This window comes from Martinezella sp. CNPSo 3964 (genome assembly GCF_057784375.1).
In genome coordinates, this window is record NZ_JBXSOW010000002.1 from 776942 (window position 1) to 798031 (window position 21090).

At 60.3% G+C, this 21090-nt stretch carries 21 protein-coding genes; 12 read left to right on the forward strand and 9 right to left on the reverse strand.

Features of this window, described 5'->3' with window-relative positions:
- Positions 1 to 197: 197 nt before the first annotated feature.
- The 3 genes from AC13Q5_RS10425 (at position 198) to AC13Q5_RS10435 (ending at position 1747) form a co-directional block, all read left to right on the forward strand.
- Entirely contained in the window at positions 198 to 992 is a 795-nt protein-coding gene (locus AC13Q5_RS10425; protein ID WP_457878949.1) for an N-formylglutamate amidohydrolase, read from the forward strand.
- 26 nt (positions 993 to 1018) lie between these two features.
- Positions 1019 to 1324 carry a DUF1244 domain-containing protein gene (locus AC13Q5_RS10430; protein ID WP_075851601.1) on the forward strand — a complete coding sequence of 102 codons (306 nt, stop codon included), beginning with the start codon at positions 1019 to 1021 and terminating at the stop codon, positions 1322 to 1324.
- Between the two features lie 171 nt (positions 1325 to 1495).
- The gene (locus AC13Q5_RS10435; RefSeq protein ID WP_015341059.1) at positions 1496 to 1747 is read left to right on the forward strand and encodes a DUF2312 domain-containing protein; all 252 of its coding nucleotides are present in this window, start codon (positions 1496 to 1498) and stop codon (positions 1745 to 1747) included.
- A gap of 65 nt (positions 1748 to 1812) precedes the next feature.
- Here AC13Q5_RS10435 and AC13Q5_RS10440 read toward each other — a convergent pair whose 3' ends face one another.
- The 4 genes from AC13Q5_RS10440 to AC13Q5_RS10455 form a co-directional block, all read right to left on the reverse strand.
- Entirely contained in the window at positions 1813 to 2865 is a 1053-nt protein-coding gene (locus AC13Q5_RS10440; protein ID WP_488501608.1) for an NAD(P)H-dependent flavin oxidoreductase, read from the reverse strand.
- A 99-nt stretch (positions 2866 to 2964) separates the two neighbouring features.
- Positions 2965 to 3888, reverse strand: coding sequence for an NAD(P)-dependent oxidoreductase (locus AC13Q5_RS10445; protein ID WP_488501609.1), 924 nt, complete (start codon positions 3886 to 3888; stop codon positions 2965 to 2967).
- Between the two features lie 101 nt (positions 3889 to 3989).
- The gene (locus AC13Q5_RS10450; protein WP_075851604.1) at positions 3990 to 5087 is read right to left on the reverse strand and encodes a branched-chain amino acid aminotransferase; all 1098 of its coding nucleotides are present in this window, start codon (positions 5085 to 5087) and stop codon (positions 3990 to 3992) included.
- Positions 5088 to 5278: 191 nt separating this feature from the next.
- Positions 5279 to 6541, reverse strand: a complete 1263-nt coding sequence (locus AC13Q5_RS10455; RefSeq protein WP_488501610.1) for a flavin monoamine oxidase family protein — start codon at positions 6539 to 6541, stop codon at positions 5279 to 5281.
- 218 nt (positions 6542 to 6759) lie between these two features.
- Between AC13Q5_RS10455 and AC13Q5_RS10460 the strand changes: the two genes are divergently transcribed.
- The 3 genes from AC13Q5_RS10460 (at position 6760) to copC (ending at position 8089) form a co-directional block, all read left to right on the forward strand.
- Positions 6760 to 7164: a hypothetical protein gene (locus tag AC13Q5_RS10460; RefSeq protein ID WP_342194902.1), complete on the forward strand. Its 405-nt coding sequence runs from the start codon at positions 6760 to 6762 to the stop codon at positions 7162 to 7164.
- 329 nt (positions 7165 to 7493) lie between these two features.
- Positions 7494 to 7688 (forward strand): hypothetical protein, encoded by a 195-nt coding sequence (locus AC13Q5_RS10465; protein WP_143525382.1) that lies wholly within the window; start codon positions 7494 to 7496, stop codon positions 7686 to 7688.
- 32 nt (positions 7689 to 7720) lie between these two features.
- Positions 7721 to 8089 carry a copper homeostasis periplasmic binding protein CopC gene (copC, locus tag AC13Q5_RS10470; RefSeq protein WP_075851607.1) on the forward strand — a complete coding sequence of 123 codons (369 nt, stop codon included), beginning with the start codon at positions 7721 to 7723 and terminating at the stop codon, positions 8087 to 8089.
- Positions 8090 to 8109: 20 nt separating this feature from the next.
- Here copC and AC13Q5_RS10475 read toward each other — a convergent pair whose 3' ends face one another.
- From AC13Q5_RS10475 to AC13Q5_RS10495, 5 genes are all read right to left on the reverse strand, one after another.
- Complete coding sequence (locus tag AC13Q5_RS10475) at positions 8110 to 8811, reverse strand: polysaccharide deacetylase family protein (RefSeq protein ID WP_457878941.1); 702 nt, start codon at positions 8809 to 8811, stop codon at positions 8110 to 8112.
- 10 nt (positions 8812 to 8821) lie between these two features.
- A complete protein-coding gene (locus AC13Q5_RS10480) occupies positions 8822 to 9664 on the reverse strand; it encodes a glycosyltransferase family 25 protein (RefSeq protein ID WP_488501611.1) in 843 nt (280 codons plus the stop codon).
- Positions 9665 to 9788: 124 nt separating this feature from the next.
- Entirely contained in the window at positions 9789 to 10406 is a 618-nt protein-coding gene (locus AC13Q5_RS10485) for a hypothetical protein (RefSeq protein ID WP_457878939.1), read from the reverse strand.
- Positions 10407 to 10694: 288 nt separating this feature from the next.
- Positions 10695 to 12635: a peptidoglycan L,D-endopeptidase MepK gene (locus AC13Q5_RS10490; protein ID WP_488501612.1), complete on the reverse strand. Its 1941-nt coding sequence runs from the start codon at positions 12633 to 12635 to the stop codon at positions 10695 to 10697.
- Between the two features lie 175 nt (positions 12636 to 12810).
- Positions 12811 to 14391, reverse strand: coding sequence for a sigma-54-dependent transcriptional regulator (locus AC13Q5_RS10495; protein WP_488501613.1), 1581 nt, complete (start codon positions 14389 to 14391; stop codon positions 12811 to 12813).
- 220 nt (positions 14392 to 14611) lie between these two features.
- Between AC13Q5_RS10495 and AC13Q5_RS10500 the strand changes: the two genes are divergently transcribed.
- The 6 genes from AC13Q5_RS10500 to omp10 all read left to right on the forward strand — a co-directional run bounded on the left by AC13Q5_RS10500 (position 14612) and on the right by omp10 (position 21083).
- Positions 14612 to 16456, forward strand: a complete 1845-nt coding sequence (locus AC13Q5_RS10500; RefSeq protein WP_488501614.1) for a M3 family oligoendopeptidase — start codon at positions 14612 to 14614, stop codon at positions 16454 to 16456.
- Between the two features lie 267 nt (positions 16457 to 16723).
- Positions 16724 to 17884: an aminodeoxychorismate synthase component I gene (locus tag AC13Q5_RS10505; RefSeq protein ID WP_488501615.1), complete on the forward strand. Its 1161-nt coding sequence runs from the start codon at positions 16724 to 16726 to the stop codon at positions 17882 to 17884.
- Positions 17869 to 18510 (forward strand): aminotransferase class IV family protein, encoded by a 642-nt coding sequence (locus tag AC13Q5_RS10510; protein ID WP_488501616.1) that lies wholly within the window; start codon positions 17869 to 17871, stop codon positions 18508 to 18510. Before AC13Q5_RS10505 ends, AC13Q5_RS10510 begins: the two co-directional genes overlap by 16 nt.
- A gap of 3 nt (positions 18511 to 18513) precedes the next feature.
- A complete protein-coding gene (locus tag AC13Q5_RS10515) occupies positions 18514 to 18798 on the forward strand; it encodes a YciI family protein (RefSeq protein WP_488501617.1) in 285 nt (94 codons plus the stop codon).
- Positions 18799 to 19061: 263 nt separating this feature from the next.
- Complete coding sequence (locus AC13Q5_RS10520; protein ID WP_488501618.1) at positions 19062 to 20513, forward strand: homospermidine synthase; 1452 nt, start codon at positions 19062 to 19064, stop codon at positions 20511 to 20513.
- 180 nt (positions 20514 to 20693) lie between these two features.
- Entirely contained in the window at positions 20694 to 21083 is a 390-nt protein-coding gene (gene omp10, locus AC13Q5_RS10525; protein WP_075851618.1) for an outer membrane lipoprotein Omp10, read from the forward strand.
- Positions 21084 to 21090 lie beyond the last annotated feature (7 nt).

Here is a 21090-nt window from a genome sequence, read left to right on the forward strand (position 1 = left end):
CCGGTTATTCGTTGTTGTTGCTTCTTGCGCCGCCATCCTATGAATGTCAACGCAACTCTAATCGATTATATTTTCTTCACGGGACGGTGACGGCACCATGTGCCGCTCTTCATCCGATCGAAGTTGCGAACCTTGCACCTTCCATCCGCACATGCAATCAAACAAAGAGTTGAAAATTTTAATAACCGACAATCCGTATGACCGATTTCAGACCATTTGAATTCATACCCGGTAATCGTGACAAAGGCATGGTCATTCTCGGCGACCACGCCATGCGGCATCTGCCCGCATCTTATGGCAGCTTAGGTCTGCCGGAGGCCGCGTTTTCCCGCCATATCGCCTATGACATCGGCATCGAAAGCCTCTGCCGCTCTCTCTGCGAACGGCTGGGCGTGCCGGGCGTGCTCGGCGGCTTTTCCCGCCTGCTGATCGATCCGAACCGCGGCGAGGACGACCCGACGCTCATTATGAAGATCTCGGACGGCGCGATTATCCCAGGCAATCACCCGATCACGGATGAAGAATGGAACCACCGCATCGAGGCTTTCCACAGGCCCTATCACAAGGCGGTCGACGAGACGATTTCCGCGGTAGCTGAGGCGACGGGCAAAGCACCTCTGATCTTCTCGATGCACTCCTTCACGCCGGCGTGGAAGGGTGTGCCGCGTCCCTGGCATGCGAGCGTGCTCTGGGACAGCGACGACCGTGCCGTCGTGCCGCTTCTTGCAAAGCTCGGCGCCGATACCAATCTCGTAGTAGGCGACAACGAGCCCTATGACGGCGCCTTGCGCAACGACACGATGTTTCGCCATTGCATGATGAAGGGCATTCCGCACGCATTGCTGGAGGTTCGTCAGGATCTGATCGGCGACAAGGCCGGGGTTGCCGAATGGGCCGACCGGCTGACACCGATTTTCGCCGAGATCAATGCCGATCCGGCGCTCCATGAATATAAGCGATATCCTTCGCGCACCGGCCCTTATGAGGCGTGAGCCGGAAGCGAATTGAGGAGAAAGAGATGACAACACTCACCAAGGAACAAGAGACCGAGCTTGAGGCCGCTGCCTTCCGCCGCCTCGTCGCACATTTGCGCGACCGCAGCGACGTTCAGAACATTGACCTGATGAACCTGGCTGGCTTCTGCCGCAACTGTCTCTCCAACTGGTATCGCGAAGCAGCCGAAGAGAAGGGCCTGCCCGTCAGCAAGGACGAGTCGCGCGAAATGATCTACGGCATGCCCTACGAGGATTGGAAAAACCTGCACCAGAAGGAAGCCTCGCCTGTGCAAAAAGCCGCTTTCGAGCAGAACAAGCCGAAAGATTAACGCTCCCTTCACCAATCCGGCTTGACCTTGCGCGCCATTCGCGGCACGTCATCTGCCCGATCGAATTCGAAATACCGCGCAAGCCCTGAAGCGATGTGCCGTATCGGTGATCCACCGATCTCATCCGCGACCGGCCGCAAGCGACCCCTTGAGACCCTTTAGGAGAAGTGCATGGAAGAGAACAGCGTCGAGAACGTGGCCGCGGCCGAACTGCGTCAATTCATCGAGCGCATCGAGCGCCTCGAAGAAGAAAAGGCCGCGATTGGAAGCGACATCAAGGACGTCATGGGCGAAGCCAAGGGCCGCGGCTACGACACCAAGGCGATCCGTACCATCATCCGCCTTCGCAAGAAGGATGCGAACGAACGCCTGGAAGAAGAATCCATCCTGCAGACCTACATGGCTGCACTCGGCATGGAATAATCGAGGCCTCTTAGCCTTGCGAGATGATCAGGAGCCGGCTTGCCGGCTCCTTTCTTTTGAGCGCATTACTCTGCGAAAAGGCGACCGATCAGACCAGCAGCACTGCCCTGCCAGAGCTCACCCTTGCCGGCTCCCGACCAGAGAGACAGGAAATCCGGCGATCCTTTCGCCGTCGATGCGCCGCGTATGTCTCGCGTGAACTTGTTCTGCGCCGGAAACGGAAGAATGGCGTCGGGCTTCCCATCCATCTCATCCATGAAACGGTTCTCGATGCCGCGTGCGAAACGGCCCGAAAAGGCGCGTGTCGTCCGCGTGCGGCGCTCCGGCATTTCGAGAAGCTTCTTGCGATAAGGTGACGATGTCCCGGCTTCCGTGCAGGCGAGGAAGGCCGTTCCCATCTGCACGGCCTGCGCGCCCGCCTGTAGCGCCGCCCGGATGTCGCCTGAGGTCATGATGCCGCCGGCTGCGATCAGCGGCACGCGGATGGTGCCGGCGCATTGCGCTAGCAGATCGCGGAGATCGATTTCCGGATCTTCCGCCTTCGCATCAAAAATGCCGCGATGGCCGCCAGCCTCGTAGCCTTGCAAGGTGATCGCATCCACGCCGCTTTCTTCCAGCGCCCTCGCCTCCTCGAGCGTCGTCGCCGTGCCGATCAACGGGATACCGGCCCTTTTCGCCTCGCGGACATGATCGGCAGGCAGCAATCCGAAGACGAAGCTGAAACAAGCCGGCTTGAGGCGCAAAACCGCTTCGAACTGCGCGTCGAAATCCTCCTCATAGGGAAGAGCAAGCTGCGGCGACGGCAGCTCCAGTTCCTGGCGATATCGTGCGGTCGCCTCCACTGCGCGCTCGACCCGATCGGCAGCAACCTCCGGGATCGAATGCGGAATGAAGAGATTGATAGAAAACGGTTTGTCGGTTCGCTGCCGCACCTGGGTTGCAAAGGTTTCGATGGCCGCGGCGTTGGAATAGGCACCGCCCATGGCGCCAAGAGCGCCCGCAGCCGAAGCGGCCGCCGCGAGTTCCGCCGACGAAGGGCCACCGGCCATCGGCGCGACGATCAACGGATGCTTCAAACCGAGCTGTTGAAAAAGATTGCTGTCCGTAAGGGCAGACATGTCCGGCTTCCTTTCAGAAATGTCTGTTCAGGTCTCCATGCAACATAGGCGCCGCGCAGCGGCTTCCCAAGTATAAGCTCGGGGAAATTTATACTTTAGTCAGCTCCGCCTGAGTGCTGCGGTACGGGCCTCGATGGCGGCAACCACCGACACCATGTCGAGTCGACCATTGCCGAGCTCGACGCTCTCGCCATAAAGGGTCCGGCAAAGATCGAGAATCGGCGACGCCATGCCGGCGGCGCGGGCCGCCTCGGCAATCAGTTTCGTACTGTTGAACGCGTCAGCCGTTGCCGCCTGAACTGAAAAATCTCGCGAGATAAGCTTCGGAATTTTCACGCGCGTCAGATCGCTGGCCATCGGACCGGAATCGATGGCGGCCTGGAAGGTCTTGAGATCGAGCCCATTGCTCTCGGCAAAATGCGCCGCTTCGGTGAGCCCTGCCAGCATCGTGCAGAGATAGAGATTGACGGTCAGCTTCATCAGGAGCGCATTGCCGACCGGCCCGCACAGGATCGTTTCGCGGCACATGAGCGCAAGCAGCGGCCGCACCTCGGAAACAGCATCCGCATCGCCGCCGAGCAGGGCCACGAGCTGTCCCATCTCGGCGGGCTTTCGCGAGCCCGAAACAGGGGCTTCGACATAGCGTCCACCGGCGGCGGCGATATCGGCGGCGAGCCCGCGCGAATAGTCGGGCGGATTGGAGCCCATCGACACCACGATATGCCCGGAGACCAGCCTGGCGAAATCCGGCGTCCCGCGCCGCAGCACCTCGTCCAGTACCATTTCGTTGACGAGCATGAGGATGACGATGCGGGCGCGCTCGAACACGTCCTCAATGCTTACAGCAACAGTCGCGCCAGCCTCCCGCAGCGGATCGCTGGCGGTTGCCGAGCGGTTCCAGACCACGAGCTTGGTGCCGGCCTTCGCCAGATTGAGGGCCATCGGCTGGCCCATGACGCCGAGACCGACAAAGCCGATCCCCTCGCCCGGCGCGGCGCCGGGACGTTCGCTGACGTTGGTCATCATAACAACTCCGATATTTCGGGTGACGATGCGATCTCTCGTGTCAGAGCCGGCAGGAGCGCTCACATGCCTTTCCCGCCGGGTATCGGTTCATGGTCCGCTTAGAACAGGCGGTCCAGCCACTCATTCTTGTCCGGCGCGCGGCCGAACTGGATGTCCGTCAGCGCCGCCTTCAGGCGCAGGGTCGTAGGACCAGCTTCACCATCACCGATGGTGAAACCGTGCTTGTGGCCCTTCAGCTTGCCGATCGGCGTCACGACAGCTGCCGTGCCGCAAGCAAAGGCTTCGCTCAGGCGTCCGCTCTCGGCATCGGCCTGCCACTGCTCGATCGAATAGGGCTCTTCGCGAACGGTCAGCCCCATGTCGCGTCCGAGCTTGATGAGGGAGTCGCGTGTGATGCCCGGCAGGATCGTGCCCGTCAGCGGCGGCGTCTGGAGCGAGCCATCCTTGAAGACGAAGAAGATGTTCATGCCGCCAAGCTCTTCGATCCAGCGCTTTTCGACGGCATCGAGGAAGACGACCTGATCGCAGCCCTCACGCTGGCCTTCGGCAAGCGCGGACAAGCTTGCGGCATAATTGCCGCCACACTTGGCAGCACCGGTGCCGCCGGGAGCTGCGCGCGTGTAATTCTCGGAAAGCCAAAGCGTAACGGCCGACCCGCCACCCTTGAAGAAAGACGCAACGGGAGAGGCGATGACACAGAAGACGTAATCGGTCGCAGGCCTCGTGCCGAGCGCGACTTCGGTGCCGATCATGAATGGTCGCAGATAGAGCGATGAGCCCTCAGCGGTCGGAATCCATTCACGATCGATCTTGACCAGCTCGCGAACCGACTCGACGAACATGTTCTCAGGCAGGGTTGGCATCGCCAGCCGTTCGGCCGAATTGTGGAAACGGCGCGCGTTGGCGCTCGGACGGAAGAGTGCCGCCCCGCCGTCGGGCAGGTGATAGGCCTTCATACCCTCGAAAATTTCCTGGGCATAGTGAAGCACGACGGTCGCCGGATCGAGAGCAAGCGCCTTGCGCGGCTCGATCTTGGGACTGTGCCAACCGCGATCCTGCGAATAGCGGATCGTCACCATGTGGTCGGTGAAGATGCGGCCGAAGCCCGGGTTCTGCAGCAGCGCTTCCCGCTCGCTTGCCGTCGCGGGATTGGGGTTTTTCTGGATGTCGAAGGTTAATGTTTCGCTGTTGCTCATGGCTCCTCCAATGCTTCTTTTGTCGCGGCTTTCGCCGCCCATCTCCCGAAGGATGGTGTAAATCAAATCGGGTGGTATTTGATTGCGTTTACGCCTGTTCTCACGCAAGTTTAAGAGCGATTTGCATAAAATTATGAGGCGAATCGCTATTTCTCGCTTGCAAGCTGGCTATCGGTCTCATCGGGCTTCCATCAGAGCGATTTCGCAATGGCCTCGGCGGCGGCGGCGCCGGTTTCATAGGCCCCGTGTGCAGTAGAATAACGCGCCTTCGAGCAGGCCTCTCCAGCGAAGAACAAGCGCCCGTCACGGGGCGCGCACAGAACGTCGCGGAGATCGGAAGCACCCGGCGTCGCATAGGAATAGGAGCCACCGAAGAAGAGCTCCCCCGCCCAGGCCGACGCAGCCAGCGGCGACAGTTTCCTGCCGACATCCGCGCCGAAGACACGCTTCAACTGCTCGACCGAAAAATCAAACATGGCATCGATGCCCTCCCGCTCCAGATCGAGCGCGAGATCGGCGGCGAAATAGGCCTCGATGACTGGCATGCCGAACGGCTTCAGCTGATAGGCTCCCGTCCGGCGGCTATGCTGTGATCCCATCACATGGGTATCGTCCGGAAACATCCGAGGCTCGGCGACACGTATGAAAAGCTTGTTTGCCAGGCCGAGCGGCAAGCGAGACGCCGCCTCGATCTTTTCCGGCAAAGGCGGCCAGAAGGCGATGCGTTCGGCCGCGAGCACATTGGTCGAAACCGTGGTGACGACGGCCCTCGCTCGCAGCTCGCCTTTGCTCGTCGCAAGCACTACCCGGTCGGCGCCGCTGTGGTCGATGCGACTGACCTCGGCTCCGAGAACGGTCGGCACCGGCAAGCCGTAGGTCGCAACCAAACTGCCGTAGCCTTGCCGCACGCGCCAATCAGGACCGGGACCGGGATCGTAGCGGCCAAGATCGATCACCGAGGACTTGTCGAGCTCTCCTCCGGTCATGAAGGCGCCGACGGCGTAAATCCTTTCACCCCACGGATCATCAGGGGACAACATGGTCGAGAGATCTGCGTCTGCATCGCCCTCATAATTATAGACCCGCTCGAAGAAGTCGTTGATGGCGACAGCCGCAGCCTTTGCATCGGGATCGTTCTGCTCCAGCCGATGGCCGCCGTCGCTCCAAGGCGCGGGCGTGCGATCGACGGTCAGGCCCACTTCCTCGGCAATCTTCGTCCAGGCGTTGGTGCGTGCGCCATGCAGCCAGCCGCAGCCGAGATCCAGCGCGGCGGCAGCGGCCCCGAACGGATGGACTGAGCGGGCGCGGCCACCGACACGATCGGACGCTTCGAGCAGGACAATCGAGAGATCCGGCCGAAGCAATTGCAGTTGCCGTGCCGCACCAACACCGGCCGCTCCGGCACCAATCACGACAACGTCGACCTCGCCGCCTCTCCAGGATTCGATGGGCATTCCAATTCCTTTTCGCGCAAATGCCGGAGAATAGTCCAGCCGCGCGACTTGGTGATATGAGGTTCGCCAATCCGCCGACGCGAACCCTTGCCACCATCTGTAGCCGACCTCGGCGCAGCCTGTAAACGGGCGCAGCGACGGGGATACCAAATTGCCGCATTGAGCTGAAACGGCGAATGTCGTACGTGCTTCATCCAGGCAGATAGTGAGGAAAGATCGTGCAGAAGCGGATCTTCGCGACAACGCAAGGACTGATGCGCATTCTATGCGCCGTCGCGTTGATGTCGGTCGGTTTCGCGCATCATCCAGCCCTTGCCAGCGCCGCCGAACTGCCTCCCCTGGAGCTCTCGCAGTACCGCTTGCCGGATGGAAGCCTGCCCATCATCTGCACGACCGAGAAGACCGCTGATGGCAAACAGCACGGCAAAGCCCATATGCCGGGCTGCGAAGCCTGCCGAATTTCAGCCGTAGCGCTCCTGCCCCGTCCGCCGGCCGAAATGTGCGGCAATCTCGCGTCTGTGCGAGAGGGTCCGGTTCCATCCAAAACCGCGGCATTCCGCCGCCAGCTCCATCCGCCTAATTGCGGACCACGCGCCCCGCCAGCATTCCAAACACTTGCCTGAGCCAGCGCTGCGACCAATGCCGCAGTCGCCTGGCCGGCAAGCCTTCGTGTCGACGGCGGATCGTCCTCCGCGCCACGCAGGCAAGCAGCTTGCCATGAAAGCCTCGCGGGCAGCCTCTGCCAGGAGGCGCAGACCTCTCCCAAGGAAACCGATCATGATCCGATTGATATGCCATCGTGCAGCCTTCGGCCCCCATCGTGCCGACACAGCCGGCATCGACACTCATTTTTCAGCCGAGACGCATAGTAATGGAGGCGACCATGCCGACAGAGCTCAATAAGACGGCGACCGGACGTCGTGCCTCTTTCAAATCGCGTCCGGAAACACCGATGTTCACAAAGGAGTGGGCCATTCCGGCGATCCTCACCGTCTTTCTGCTCGGCGTCTGCGGTCTGATCGCATATTTCACCTGGACCCTTATGCCGCCGGCAGCGACGGCACAGAATCAGGTCGGCGGTCCCTTCACGCTCAACGACGGCCTTGGTCATCCGACTGCCGATCCCGCGCCGAAGAAGCAGCAATAGCTGCAGCCGACAAGCCAGAAACGGAGACGAAAATGCCTCGGATGAAGACGCTGCTTCTCGCCACAGTCACGATGACGATCGCTCTCGCAGGCCAGGCCCTTGCACACGCTCACCTGAAAACCTCCACGCCTGCCGCCGATAGCACCGTCAAGCAGGCACCTTCAGTGCTCGATCTCAGCTTCACCGAAAGCCTCAATCTGAAGTTCAGCGGCGCGACAGTCACCGGAGAGAACAAGAAGACGATCAAGACTGGCGGGACGGCTCTGACGGACGGCGACAAAACGCTGACAGTACCCGTGGTCGACATGCTCGCACCCGGCAAATACACCGTCAAATGGCATGTGCTCTCAACGGATGGCCACAAGACCAACGGCAGCTACAGCTTCACAATCGCACCCTGATCAGATGAGGCAACCGCTGCCTATCCGACGACGCACTTCTTGACGAAATGCAGCCAGCTATCGTTGCGCCGTATGGTCGCGCGCGGCAGGCCGAAAGGATCGTCACCCGGCCGCGCTCGACCGCGGCGCGTCGTCGTCGCGGCGCTGTAACCGGCTTCATAGGCAAGCACACGATCGAGCGGCGTTTCGTCGCCATAGGGAAAGCAGAAGGACGAGACGCCCTCGTCGAGCAAATCTTCTAGCAGCTCGCGCGAATGCGTAATCTGACGGCGCGCCTCTTCCATGGGCAATTGCGGCAGGCGAACATGATCGAGCGTATGCGATCCCACCTCATGCCCCAGACTGTGCCAATGCTTCAGCTGTTCGACCGACATGCAAGACGCCTGCGCCACGCCGAGGGGGGCATCCCAGATATTGCTGCCGCCAATCTGGTTCGCCACAACGAAATTCGTGGCGGTGAAGCCGAACTCCTGCAGCACCGGCAAGGCGTTTTCATAGACATTGGCGTAGCTGTCATCGAAGGTAATGGCAGCGACTTTGCCGGTCTTCTCGCCCCGGATGTAAGGCATTGCCTCACGCAGCGAGACACCCTGAATTCCAAGCTTTTTCAGCCATTCCATCTGACGACGGAAAGCTTCCGGGTGGACGACCATGCTTCTAAACGGCGCCTTGCGTGACGGCGGCGCCGCAATCTGATGATATGCGAGGATCGGAACAGCCACGTGGATCGTCTCAGACGGCGCGGCGCGAGCGAAGGGCAATCTTCGCGCGATAGAGCGGCCGCAACACCTCTCTAGAGAGCCGCTCGGCCAATGTCTTGCGGCTCTTGATCGTGCTGCCGCCGAGCTGCGGAGAAATTTCGCGCACGCCACCCGGTAGCACCGCCAGCGGCGACACACGGGTGAACCAGCTCATCTGCACGGTGGTATCGACAGGCCTGTCGAAGACCGAGGTCGCCTCCAGCAGACGGATGGCGGCGTCGCGGCTGACGAGCTGCGCCACCATGCCGAGGCCGATCCGCGTCGGCTGAATGACATTAGCCTCCCCCTGGGAGAGAATGCATCGGCCGTGTTCCTTGCCCATGCGGAACGGGAAGCGAATGAACGAACCCGGCTTGAGGCAGGTCTTGGCCGCCGCAAAGGCCGCATGGAACGCATCGTCGATCTCGACGTCATCCTCGAAGACAAGGCCTGCGTCGATCCCCTGCTCGACGATGGCAGCCCAAGCCTTGCGGTGCGACAGAAAGCAGGCGATTTCGCCCGTGCTCATGGCAAACGGGTAATATGGCTTCTGCAGCCGAGGACGGTAGACGCTGTCGATCTCGCCGGCACTCAGAGTGCGGCCATCAACCGCCTCGATGATCTCGCTTTGCACCGGAAGCTTCGCAGCAAGCCTTTCGACCTGCGGCATGCGGTCACGGGCGCGAGCCAGATGGATGATGAAGCCACGAATGACAGGTTGGCCCGGTGCGTCCCGAACAACACCGACCGGATTGGACGCAGGAGCGAACTCGAATCCCGTATGAGATCTTTCGAGCGGCATCGCCGAAGACGGGTTGAATTCGTGGGCTTGCATGAATGGATACCTCGAGGTCATATTTCGCGAGGCTCTAGCAACCCTGAATGAAAGCGAGCTTAGGCAAACCTGAGGCGAAACTGAAAATGGTTGTTTTCAACTGGTCTGAACAACTGAAAGAAGGCTAGACGAGCATGCTGATGCGGCCGGCCGCCATCTTGTCTTCGACCCAGCGGCGTTCATCCAGCCAGGCGTGGCGCTTCCATCCCTCCCAGCTGAAACCGCACAGCTTCACGTTCCATTCGTCAGCAGGCAATCGTGACAGCATGTATCGGATGCCGAAGAAGCCGGTGCTCGGGAAGAGCTGGCGCATCCGACATTGGGTCACGCCCAGCTCCTCACAGCCCTCGATGTAGAACTGCGGCGGCATGATGCGGATTTCCTTGCCGGCAGCACCGACCAGTTCGATCGTCCGCATCGTCCAATCGCTTCTTCTGCCTTTCAGGCGCGAGAGAAGATTGGGCTTGGGGTGATATTTGCGGATGATGTCGGGATGGTAGGCAAGCACGACCTCCTTGGCCGCCACGAACGTCGCACTGGTCAGGAAGGTCGGGTCCGTCAATCGGCGTTGCATCGGCTTGCTGGAAGCCGCAAGCATGAGAATATCGGTGCGTGAACCGCTCATGCCGATCGAGGCTTTCGGCTCGTTGAAACGCATTGCAAACTCTGCAGTGTCCACGACCTGCGAGAGGTCGCGCTCCAGCTTGCCATTGCCAATGATGATTGCCGTCTTACGCGTCAAATATGAATATCCATCAGGTCTGAAATCGCCGACCTAACGGAGCCAAATGAAGCCAAACTGAATGACGGATCAGGGAAGGATGCATAAATCCTGACACGAACCTGAAAGCCGTCGCAATGTCACTTACAAGCAACAGCGGTGCCTGAAACCCGCGCTTCAGCTCAAATTTGCATGCAGCCCGCGGGTCGCGTAACAAGCCCGATTGTAATGGCAAGCGGATAGCATCCTGCCGAATCAAAAAGGAGCCCAAAAGGGCTCCCTCAAACGCTGCTGACGTTGATACCTGGCCTATTCGACCGAATTGAACTTCTTCACCTGAAGGAAGTTCACTGCAGTTCCGCTGAAGCGCTCGGGATCGATCGATGCCGTCTGCACCTTGAAACCATCCGTGTAAACGGCGGTCGGCTGGGCACGGAGCGTCGGGCTTACGAAACGCGGCGCCTTGACCGGGCGGTTCACGATCTCGACCCGGGCCTTTGCAATCGCCCATTGCGAGATCATCTTCTCCGTCAGCGTCGGCGCAGTCGTCAGCGTTGCCCGGCCTGAATCAGCCTCGACAGCATCCTGTTTGTTCGGCCGACCGCCCTTGGTCGCAATACCGGCGGCAATCGGGCGTTCCTGCGGCGTTGTCGGCTCGAAACCGTCGTTGAAGCGACGGCTGCTGGCCTTGACCTCGTTGCGGATCGGCGCGAGCGCAGCCACCTGCATCGGCATTTGCTGAGCCGGTCTCTGCTGCGGCAGGACGGCAGCAATTGCCTGCGCGGCATCATTACCGTTGCTTGCGGGCGCCAGTTGATCCTTGGAGGCGACGTTGTTCGACGGCTGCATCACCGGAACCGCATTGTCGGCATCCGATCGATCAGGACGGCTTTGCTCCAGAGCCGCAATGACCGAGGGCGAAAGCACGCCTGCGTCAGCCTGGTCGTCGGCGGCTTCCTGATCCGCGTCGGCAGCAGCGAGGAGGCTCTCGGCCACTTCCGGACGTTGCGCCGGCACCGGAACAGCAGCCAGCTGACCTTTCATGTCAGCCTCGGCCGATGCAACTTCGGCATCCCCAGGCGAACGCCGATCAAGCAAGGCCGGCACGGGCACATGATAGGAGCGAAGATCGGCATATTGCGGCTGATCGCCCGTATCCGGCATGGCGGCGGCAAGCGCATCCTGAGCAGCGTTACGAGACGGCGAGACGAGAGCGGAAGCCACATCGCTGCCGGCAGGCTGATTGCCAAATGCCGGGCGAACCTGGGGAACGGGCGCGTTTACGCTGGCGACCTGAACCTGGGCAGGAGCCGGAGCGGCGCTATCGTCACCATCATCACTCGCAGCCGGAGCCGGCTGGCCTTTACGCGCAGACGAAGCGACAGCCACCGGTGCCGCGGTCGTTCCGCTATCTGCATTGTCCTCTTCCTCATCCGCACCGCCGCCCCCGAACAGGCGGGCAAAGAAGCCTCGGCGCGGCGAAGAGGAGCTAGCGATCTGGATATCGTCGGACGACATGCGGCGCTTGTAATCGGCGACCGCCTGCTGATAGCCCGGCAGCGGCCGGCCATCAGCAGGAATATGCATCGTCTTGCCGTCCGGGAAGAGACGGACGAGATCCTGGCGATCCATGCGCGGCCAAGCGCGTACGCCGCCGACGTCCATATGGACGAAGGGCGAGCCGGAGGTCGGATAGTAGCCGACGCCGCCCACCTGCAGCTTCATGCCGATTTCGCGCAGCTTGGTGAGCTTGACGTCAGGAATATAGAAATCCATCGCGTTGCCGAGCATGTGCTGGCTCTTCTTGGCAACGCCGGTATGGGCGGAACGCGTGCGCAGCATCTCGTTGGTGCCGGGCGAACGGAAACCGCAGATTACATAGATGAATTCATGCGAACCGCTTTCGCGGTAGACTTCCCAGATCAGGTCGAACAGGCGCGGATTCATCTTGGTGGGCTGATTCTTGCGCCAGTCGCGCAGGATGCGGTTCAGCTTCTCCAGACCGTCCGGATCGAACTTGCCGTTGCGCTTGTAGGTAATGACGGCCTTTTCGCCAGTATGGACGTAGTAGATCTTGAGGCTGCGGGTTTCACCGCCTGCCTGAGAGGGAGTGCCAACGAAAACAGGGGTAGAAACGGCCAAAGCAAGGAGACCAACGGCTACAACCTTGGCCACCTTGCTAAATAGGTGAGAGCACGCAGAATGCCAGCTCAAGCTATTAGGCTTGGTATTTGCACTCAAATTCGGCAATTCGATCCCCGTCCGACAGACAATGTCGCATCGTGTTCCAAATGGCTGTCAATTGCGGTGACACGATGGCAAAAATGCCACACATGATCGACCCCTTCATACATGGTGAACGATGCACTAACAAGTGCTTTACGACGGGTAACAAAATATGCTTGCCTAAACGTTAAGCTTTCCCTCATGCAGCGTTTTTTTGCGGGTCATCCGGGTCTATGCCGTAGTCTTTCAACTTACGGTAGAGAGTTGACCGGCCGATACCGAGCTTTCTCGCGACCTGACTCATCTGCCCGCGATAGAATTTGAGGGCAAATCGGATCAATTCTTCCTCGACATCCGCCAGTTTCCTGACATCGCCTGACGTGTTCGTGCTGACGATGACATTGTCGGAAGCACCGGCCGACGTATCGACTGAAGCAAGCGGAGTGGTTGCAGTCGATCCGAGCGCGCCCCCGTAAGAGGCCCGTTCGCTTCGTTCAGCCGCGAGAAGATCGGCCGAAGAGGCATGCGAATTATCCACAACCAAGGTCGGATGCTCGGCGGCGAAATAGCCGGGCAGCTGCGCGGCGATCTGCGGGAAATCCGTGTCGAGCAGCTCAGGGCCTTCGGACAGCACGACCGCGCGGAAAACAGCGTTTTCGAGCTGGCGGATATTGCCTGGCCAGTCGTAGGCGGTCAACAGCGCAAGGGCATCGTTGCTGATCCCGAGCGAATGATCGAGCTTCTGCTCCAGTGCAAACCGGTCGGCAAAGGCCCGTGCCAGATGCGGGATGTCTTCCTTGCGGCGGCGCAAAGCCGGCATGGTGATCGGAAAGACGTTAAGGCGATAGTAGAGATCCTCGCGGAACCGCCCCGCCTTGACCTCTTCGATCAGATCCTTGTTGGTGGCCGAGATCAGCCGGACATTAACCTTCTGTGCGACGCGCGCACCGACGGTCTCGATTTCGCCCTGCTGCACGGCACGCAAAAGCTTGACCTGGACCTCGAGCGGCAGATCGCCGATCTCGTCGAGAAACAGCGTGCCGCCATCGGCCTCCATGAATTTGCCGACATGACGCTCGGCCGCCCCCGTAAACGCTCCCTTCTCATGGCCGAAAAGGATGCTCTCCACGAGATTGTGCGGGATGGCGCCACAGTTGACGGTGACGAACGGCTTGCCGGCTCGATCGCTGGCGGCCTGGATGGCGCGGGCCACCAGTTCCTTGCCGACGCCCGACTCACCCTCCAGCACCACCGGAATGTTCGATTGCGCGGCGCGATGAGCGAGATCGATCACCCGCATCATCGCCGGGCTTGCCGAAACGATGTCGTCGAAGGTGATGCTGCTCGAGCGCGACTTGCGCCCGGCGCGGGCCTTCGCCTCGCGTTGATCGAGCTTCAGAGCATTGGCGATCGACGCCGCGATACGCTCCGGCGACACAGGCTTGACGACGAAATCGAAGGCGCCGGCGCGCATCGCCTGCACCACGGTATCGATACCGCCCTGCCCGGTCTGCACGATGACGGGCAGGTCGATGCCCATATCGTTGAGCGCGCCCAGGAACTCGATGCCGTTCATTTCCGGCATCATGAGATCGAGCACGATCACATTGATCTGATCGTTGCCACGCTTCAAGAATTCCAGGCCGAGACGGCCATTTTCTGCCAAATGGGCAACGTGTCCGTGCCGCTCGATGGCATTCTTCAGCAGACGGCGTTGAATCGGATCATCCTCAACAACGAGAATCTGCGCGCCCCCCTTGGCGCTATTATAAACAGTCATTGGTGCCTCACTTCATGCGAAACCTGACACGGACATTCGCAGAAAGGCTTGAACATGAAGTTTTGCCAAAACCTCGCATTTTAATCATTGTGACGAATGTAACGCCGTCCATGATTCAACCTTCGGTGCAGGAAAATCAGGCCTTGCAGCGGGCTTTCCAGCCGAATAGACACGAACGGATCGGACGATCCGAAAAATAAAAGCAGAGGAAATTTCGCCCATGAGCCCGACCTCGCTCCACTCCCTCATTAATTTCTCGGCAAGCCAGGCGACCGGCCAGGCGCTTGGCGACCTTCCCACCTGGAAGCTCAGCGATCTCTACCCGTCGGCGACCTCGTCGGAGTTCCTTGGAGACATGGAAAAGGCCGGCAAGATGTCCGTCGCCTTCGAGGAGAAATGGAAGGGCAAGCTTACCGATGCAGCCAGCAAAACAGGCGATGCCGGCCTCGGGGCAGCCATCAGGGAATATGAGGCGCTCGACGATATCATGGGCCGTCTGGGCTCCTATGCCGGGCTCACTTATTTCTCGAACACCATCGATCCGGCCAACGGCAAGCTTTATGGCGACGTCCAGGCAAAGCTGACGGACTATGCCGCGCACCTGCTGTTCTTCCCGCTGGAGCTGAACCGGATCGACGATGCCGTCATGGATGCCTGCATGGCGAACGATCCCGCCGCCGGCCACTATCGGCCCTGGATCGTCGACCTGCGCAAGGACAAGCCGCACCAGCTGGACGATAAGCTCGAGCAGCTGTTCCTGGAAAAATCCATGACGAGTGCTGCCGCCTTCAACCGGCTGTTCGACGAGACGATGGCGGAGCTGCGCTTCGAGATCGACGGCGAGAAACAGCCTCTGGAAGTCGCCTTGAACATGCTGCAGGAGCAGGACCCGGAAGCGCGCCGCAAGGCCGCCATGGCCCTTGCCGAAACCTTCAAGGCCAATCTGCGCACCTTCACACTGATCACCAATACGCTCGCCAAGGACAAGGAAATCGCCGACCGCTGGCGCGGCTTCGAAGATATCGCCGACTCAAGGCATCTGGCCAACCGCGTCGAGCGCGAAGTGGTTGATGCACTCGCGGCGGCCGTGCGCGACGCCTATCCGCGCCTGTCACATCGCTATTACAAGATGAAGGCCAAGTGGCTCGGCATGGACCAGATGAATTTCTGGGACCGCAACGCACCGCTGCCGGAAACGCCCAATGCGCTGATCCCATGGACCGATGCGAAAGACACGGTTCTTTCGGCCTACGGCAATTTCGCGCCGGAGATGGCCGCGATCGCCAAGCGCTTCTTCGATGAGGAATGGATCGACGCGCCGGTGCGCCCCGGCAAGGCGCCGGGCGCTTTCGCGCATCCGACCGTCCCTTCGGCTCATCCTTACGTACTGGTCAATTACACGGGCAAGCCGCGCGACGTGATGACGCTCGCCCACGAGCTTGGCCATGGCGTGCATCAGGTGCTGGCCGGCGGCCAGGGCGCGCTGATGTGCCAGACGCCGCTGACATTGGCCGAAACGGCTTCCGTCTTCGGCGAGATGCTGACCTTCCGCGCGCTCCTCGACAAGACCACCGACAAGCGCGAGCGCAAGGCGATGCTCGCCCAGAAGGTCGAGGACATGATCAACACGGTCGTGCGCCAGATCGCTTTCTACGAATTCGAGCGCAAGGTGCATACCGCCCGCAAGAATGGCGAGCTGACACCGGACAATATTGGCGAGCTGTGGCTCTCCGTACAGGAGGAAAGTTTAGGCCCGGCGATCAAGATCTCCGAGGGCTATGAGACTTACTGGGCCTATATCCCCCATTTCATCCACTCGCCCTTCTATGTCTATGCCTATGCCTTCGGCGACTGCCTGGTGAACTCGCTCTATGCCGTCTATCGCAACGCCGAAAAGGGCTTCCAGGAGAAGTATTTCGAGCTCTTGAAGGCCGGCGGCACCAAGCATCACTCCGAACTTTTGAAGCCTTTCGGCCTCGATGCGACCGATCCGTCGTTCTGGAGCAAGGGTCTGTCGATGATCGAAGGGCTGATCGACGAGCTGGAAGCGTTAGATAAGAACTGAACTGACGAGAAGCAGGACAGGCACCTCCGCCGTTGCTGCAGCTTTGTGCATGGCCCCTCACCCTAGCCCTCTCCCCGCTTGCGGGGAGAGGGGATTGGCTCAGCATTCACCGCATCGGTCTTTGCAAACGACGGTGTAGCGGCTGTGGTAACTCCCTCTCCCCGCATTGGCGGGGAGAGGGTTGGGGTGAGGGGCCATGCACAAAGCTGCAGCAACGGCGGACATGCCTGACAATCGACATAACAACGACCCGATAGATACTTGCGCATGGCCGACGCCATACCCTACGTCCTCTTCAGGGACGACAGCACAGGACAGGTGATGCTCTTTGCCGAACCGGCCGAGATCATCGTCGCCCATACGCGCGAACAATTCTTCGATGCGCTCGATCGCATGGAAGAAGCCAGGCGGCGGGGACAGTGGCTTGCCGGCTACATGGCCTATGAGGCCGGCCATCTCTTCGAGGAAAAACTCGCGCCCTTCGCCGAGGAAAACAGGGAAACGCCCTTGCTCAGCTTCGGCGTTTTCGATGCCCCCGCCGGCGACGGCCATCCGCTTGCTCAACCCGCACAGCGGCAGGAAAACCAGGAGTTCCTGACGGAGCTGAAAGCCGCGTGGAATTTCGAGACCTATCGCGAGCGCTTCGACCGGCTGCACCAGCATCTGCGCCTGGGCGACTGCTATCAGGCCAACCTCACCATGCCGATCCATGCCCGCTGGAACGGCGATCCGCGCGCCGCCTTCTGGTCACTGATCGAGCGGCAACCGGTGAAATACGGCGCGCTCGTCGATCTCGGCGGCCCGATCATCCTGTCGCGCTCGCCGGAGCTTTTCTTCCACACGGACGCGGACGGCTGGATCGAGACGCATCCGATGAAAGGCACGGCCAAGCGCGGCTCTAGCGCCGCCGAGGATAAAGAGATCATCACCGCCATGCTTGCGGACGAAAAGACACAGGCCGAAAACCGCATGATCGTCGACTTGCTTCGCAACGACATCTCGCGCATCACCGAAGTCGGCACTCTGGATGTGCCGAAACTCTTCGAAATCGAGACCTACCCTACCCTGCACCAAATGGTCAGCCATGTGCAGGCGAAATTGCTTCCCGGCATATCGATCCGCGACATTCTTGCTGCGCTCTTTCCTTGCGGTTCGATAACGGGCGCGCCGAAAATGCGGGCGATGGAAATCCTGCATGACCTCGAAGACAGTCCGCGCGATGCCTATTGCGGCGCGATCGGCATGATCTCGCCTGATGGAGCCATGCGTTTTTCGGTGGCGATCCGCACGATCACGCTTTTCCAAGACGGCCGCGCGGTGTTCAATGTCGGCGGAGGCATCGTCTTCGATTCGACGGCGGAAGCGGAATACGAGGAATGCCTCCTGAAGGCGCGCTTCGCCGTGGGGGACAGATGGATCGACCGCTAGAGGATTTTTCCCTCATCGAGACTCTGCGCTACGAGCCGGAAACCGGCTTCGTCCGCCTGCGCCTGCATCTCGCCCGGCTGCAGCGCTCAGCCCGCCGCCTCGGCTTTTCAGCCCCGAAGAATGTGCTTGGAAAGCTGGAACAGGCGGTTGCCGGCGCCGGCGCACCATTAAGGGTTCGATTGACGCTGGACCGGGAAGGCCAAACGGAGGTGACGACGGCACCGTTTGTCTCGCTGCTGCCCGACACCGTCTGGCGCGTCCGCATCGCCGCGACAAGGCTCGATTCTTCCGACAAGCTGCTGCGTGTCAAGACGACGCGCCGCGCGGTCTATGAAGCAGCCCGCGCGGAATATCGGCCCGATGAGGCTGACGAGGTGCTGCTGCTCAATGAGAAGGACGAGATTTGCGAAGGCACGATCACCTCGGTCTTCCTTGAGGACAGTGCAGACTTGCTGCGGACCCCGCCCATTTCTGCCGGTCTCCTCGCCGGAGTCCTGCGCACCGAGCTCATCTGCCAGCGCAAGGCCCGTGTCGGTCGCATCCAGCTCGACGACCTGAAAGATCGCACCCTTTACGTTGGAAACTCCCTGCGTGGCCTGATCCGCGCGCAACTTCTATGGAATTGATTGATGTTCATCCTCTCGCTCACCTACCTCAAGGGCAATGACGAAGCCGACAAGCACATGGAGCCACACATGGCCTGGGTGAAGGAAGGCTATGCCAGGGGCTGGTTCCTTGCTTCCGGGCGCAAGGTGCCGCGCACCGGTGGCGTCGTCTTCGCCCGCGGTGAAAAGGCCGAGCTGGAGGCCTATGTCGCTGCCGACCCCTTCACTATCCATGGCGTCGCAACCTACGAGATCCAGGAAATCGCCCTGACCACCGTCACGGATGGATTGGAAGGCTTGAAAGCCTGATCGACGGACGATCGTCGCATCATCCGATTTCGTTATGTCAGCGAAAACCAACCTTGAAGGCAACAAACTCGTCGCATAAGGCGTGTATGTTGGCCTCCACTTGACTTTGTCCGGCTAACCCTGAACAGCTCTTTATTGTGACATCAAATTATGATTAGAGCCGCTCACCTCGCGTTTTCGCGCAAACTCTGCCAGCGCTTACGCGCAAACTCTAACTAGATTTCGTGAACCGAACGGCGTCCTGCCTTTCGAAGGAGAAAAGAATGACGAAACACAACTATCCGGTATATGCCGAAATTACCGGTCCGATCGTGATGATCGGCTTTGGCTCCATTGGCCGTGGCACCCTGCCCCTGATCGAGCGCCATTTCAAATTCGACAAGAGCCGGATGGTCGTCATCGACCCGCGTGAAGAGCCAGCCGATATGGAAATCCTGGCAAAGCACGGCGTCCGTCATATCAAGGCGCATGTCACCAAGGACAATTACAAGGATCTGCTGAAGCCGCTCCTGACGGAAGGCGGCGGCCAGGGCTTCTGCGTCAACCTTTCGGTCGATACCGGCTCGCTCGACCTGGTCAAGCTCTGCCGCAAGCTCGACGTGCTCTATATCGACACCGTCGTCGAGCCTTGGCTCGGCTTCTATTTCGACAAGAACCTGAAGAATGCCGACCGCACCAACTATGCGCTCCGCGAAACCATGCGCAAGGAGAAGGAAAAGAACCCGGGCGGCACGACGGCCGTTTCCACCTGCGGCGCCAATCCGGGCATGGTCTCCTGGTTCGTCAAGCAGGCGCTCGTCAACCTTGCCAAGGATATCGGCCTCAAGTTCGAAGAGCCGGATCAGCATGACCGCGAGGGCTGGGCCAAGCTGATGAAGAAGGTCGGCGTCAAGGGCGTTCACATTGCCGAGCGCGACACGCAGCGCACCAAGCATCCGAAGCCGCTCAACGTCTTCTGGAACACCTGGTCCGTCGAAGGCTTCATCTCCGAAGGCCTGCAGCCGGCCGAACTCGGCTGGGGCACCCATGAAGAATGGATGCCGAAGAATGCCAAGAAGCACAAGAAGGGCTGCAAGGCTGCCATCTATCTGGAACAGCCGGGCGCCAACACCCGTGTGCGCACCTGGTGCCCGACCCCCGGCCCGCAATACGGCTTCCTGGTGACCCACAACGAGTCGATCTCGATCGCCGACTATTTCACCGTGCGCGACAAGGACGGCGAAGTCACCTTCCGCCCGACCTGCCACTACGCCTATCATCCGGCCAACGACGCCATACTCTCGCTGCACGAGATGTTCGGCAATGGCGGCACGCCGCAGCCGGTTCATCACGTCCTCGACGAGGACGAGCTGGAAGACGGTATCGACGAACTCGGCGTGCTGCTCTATGGCCATGCCAAGAATGCCTACTGGTACGGTTCGCGCCTGTCTCTCGAAGAGACCCGCCGCATCGCTCCCTACCAGAACGCCACCGGCCTGCAGGTGACATCCGCCGTGCTCGCCGGCATGGTCTGGGCACTGGAAAACCCGAAGGCCGGCATCGTCGAAGCCGACGAAGTCGACTACAAGCGCTGCCTCGAAGTGCAGCTGCCCTATCTCGGCCCGGTCGAAGGCCACTACACCGACTGGACCCCGCTCGACGGTCGCCCGGGCCTGTTCCCGGAAGACATCGACACCAAGGATCCCTGGCAGTTCCGCAACATTCTGGTTCGCTAAGAGTATAGCGTTAGCTTGATCCAAGACCCGAATGCCCGCACAGGTCGTGCGGGCATTTTTGTTACGCAAGCCAGATAAATCAAGCAGATCGCCTGTGACGTCTTGCTTTAGCTCAAGGGTCGCGCCATCTTTCTTGCAACCGATACGCCTTTAGACCGCCTCTATTCGCGGGAGATAATTATGAAGATGAGAACCGTTCTTGCCCTCCTCGCTGCCGCGGCAGCTCTATCTGCCTGCGTCGATTTCGGCGGCTCCAGACCGCCGCCGATGGCAATGAACCCAGGCGGCTCCCAGCCGCGCATGAATTCCGTGGAAGGAAGCTGGGCCGATTCGAATGGCCTGAATTCGACCTTCAACGGCGGTCGCTTCGAAACGCACACCACGGACGGCACGAACCAACAGATGGCCTCGGGAACCTACACGACCGATCCGTCGGGCGTGATCCAGATCAATCTCTATTCGAACATCAAGCGCACCTCATCTAAGGTCAATTGCTTCCTGGCCAATCCCAGCCAGCTCAATTGCACCTCCGAAACCGGTGGGCACTTCTCGCTCAATCGCCAGGGCTGATAGAAGC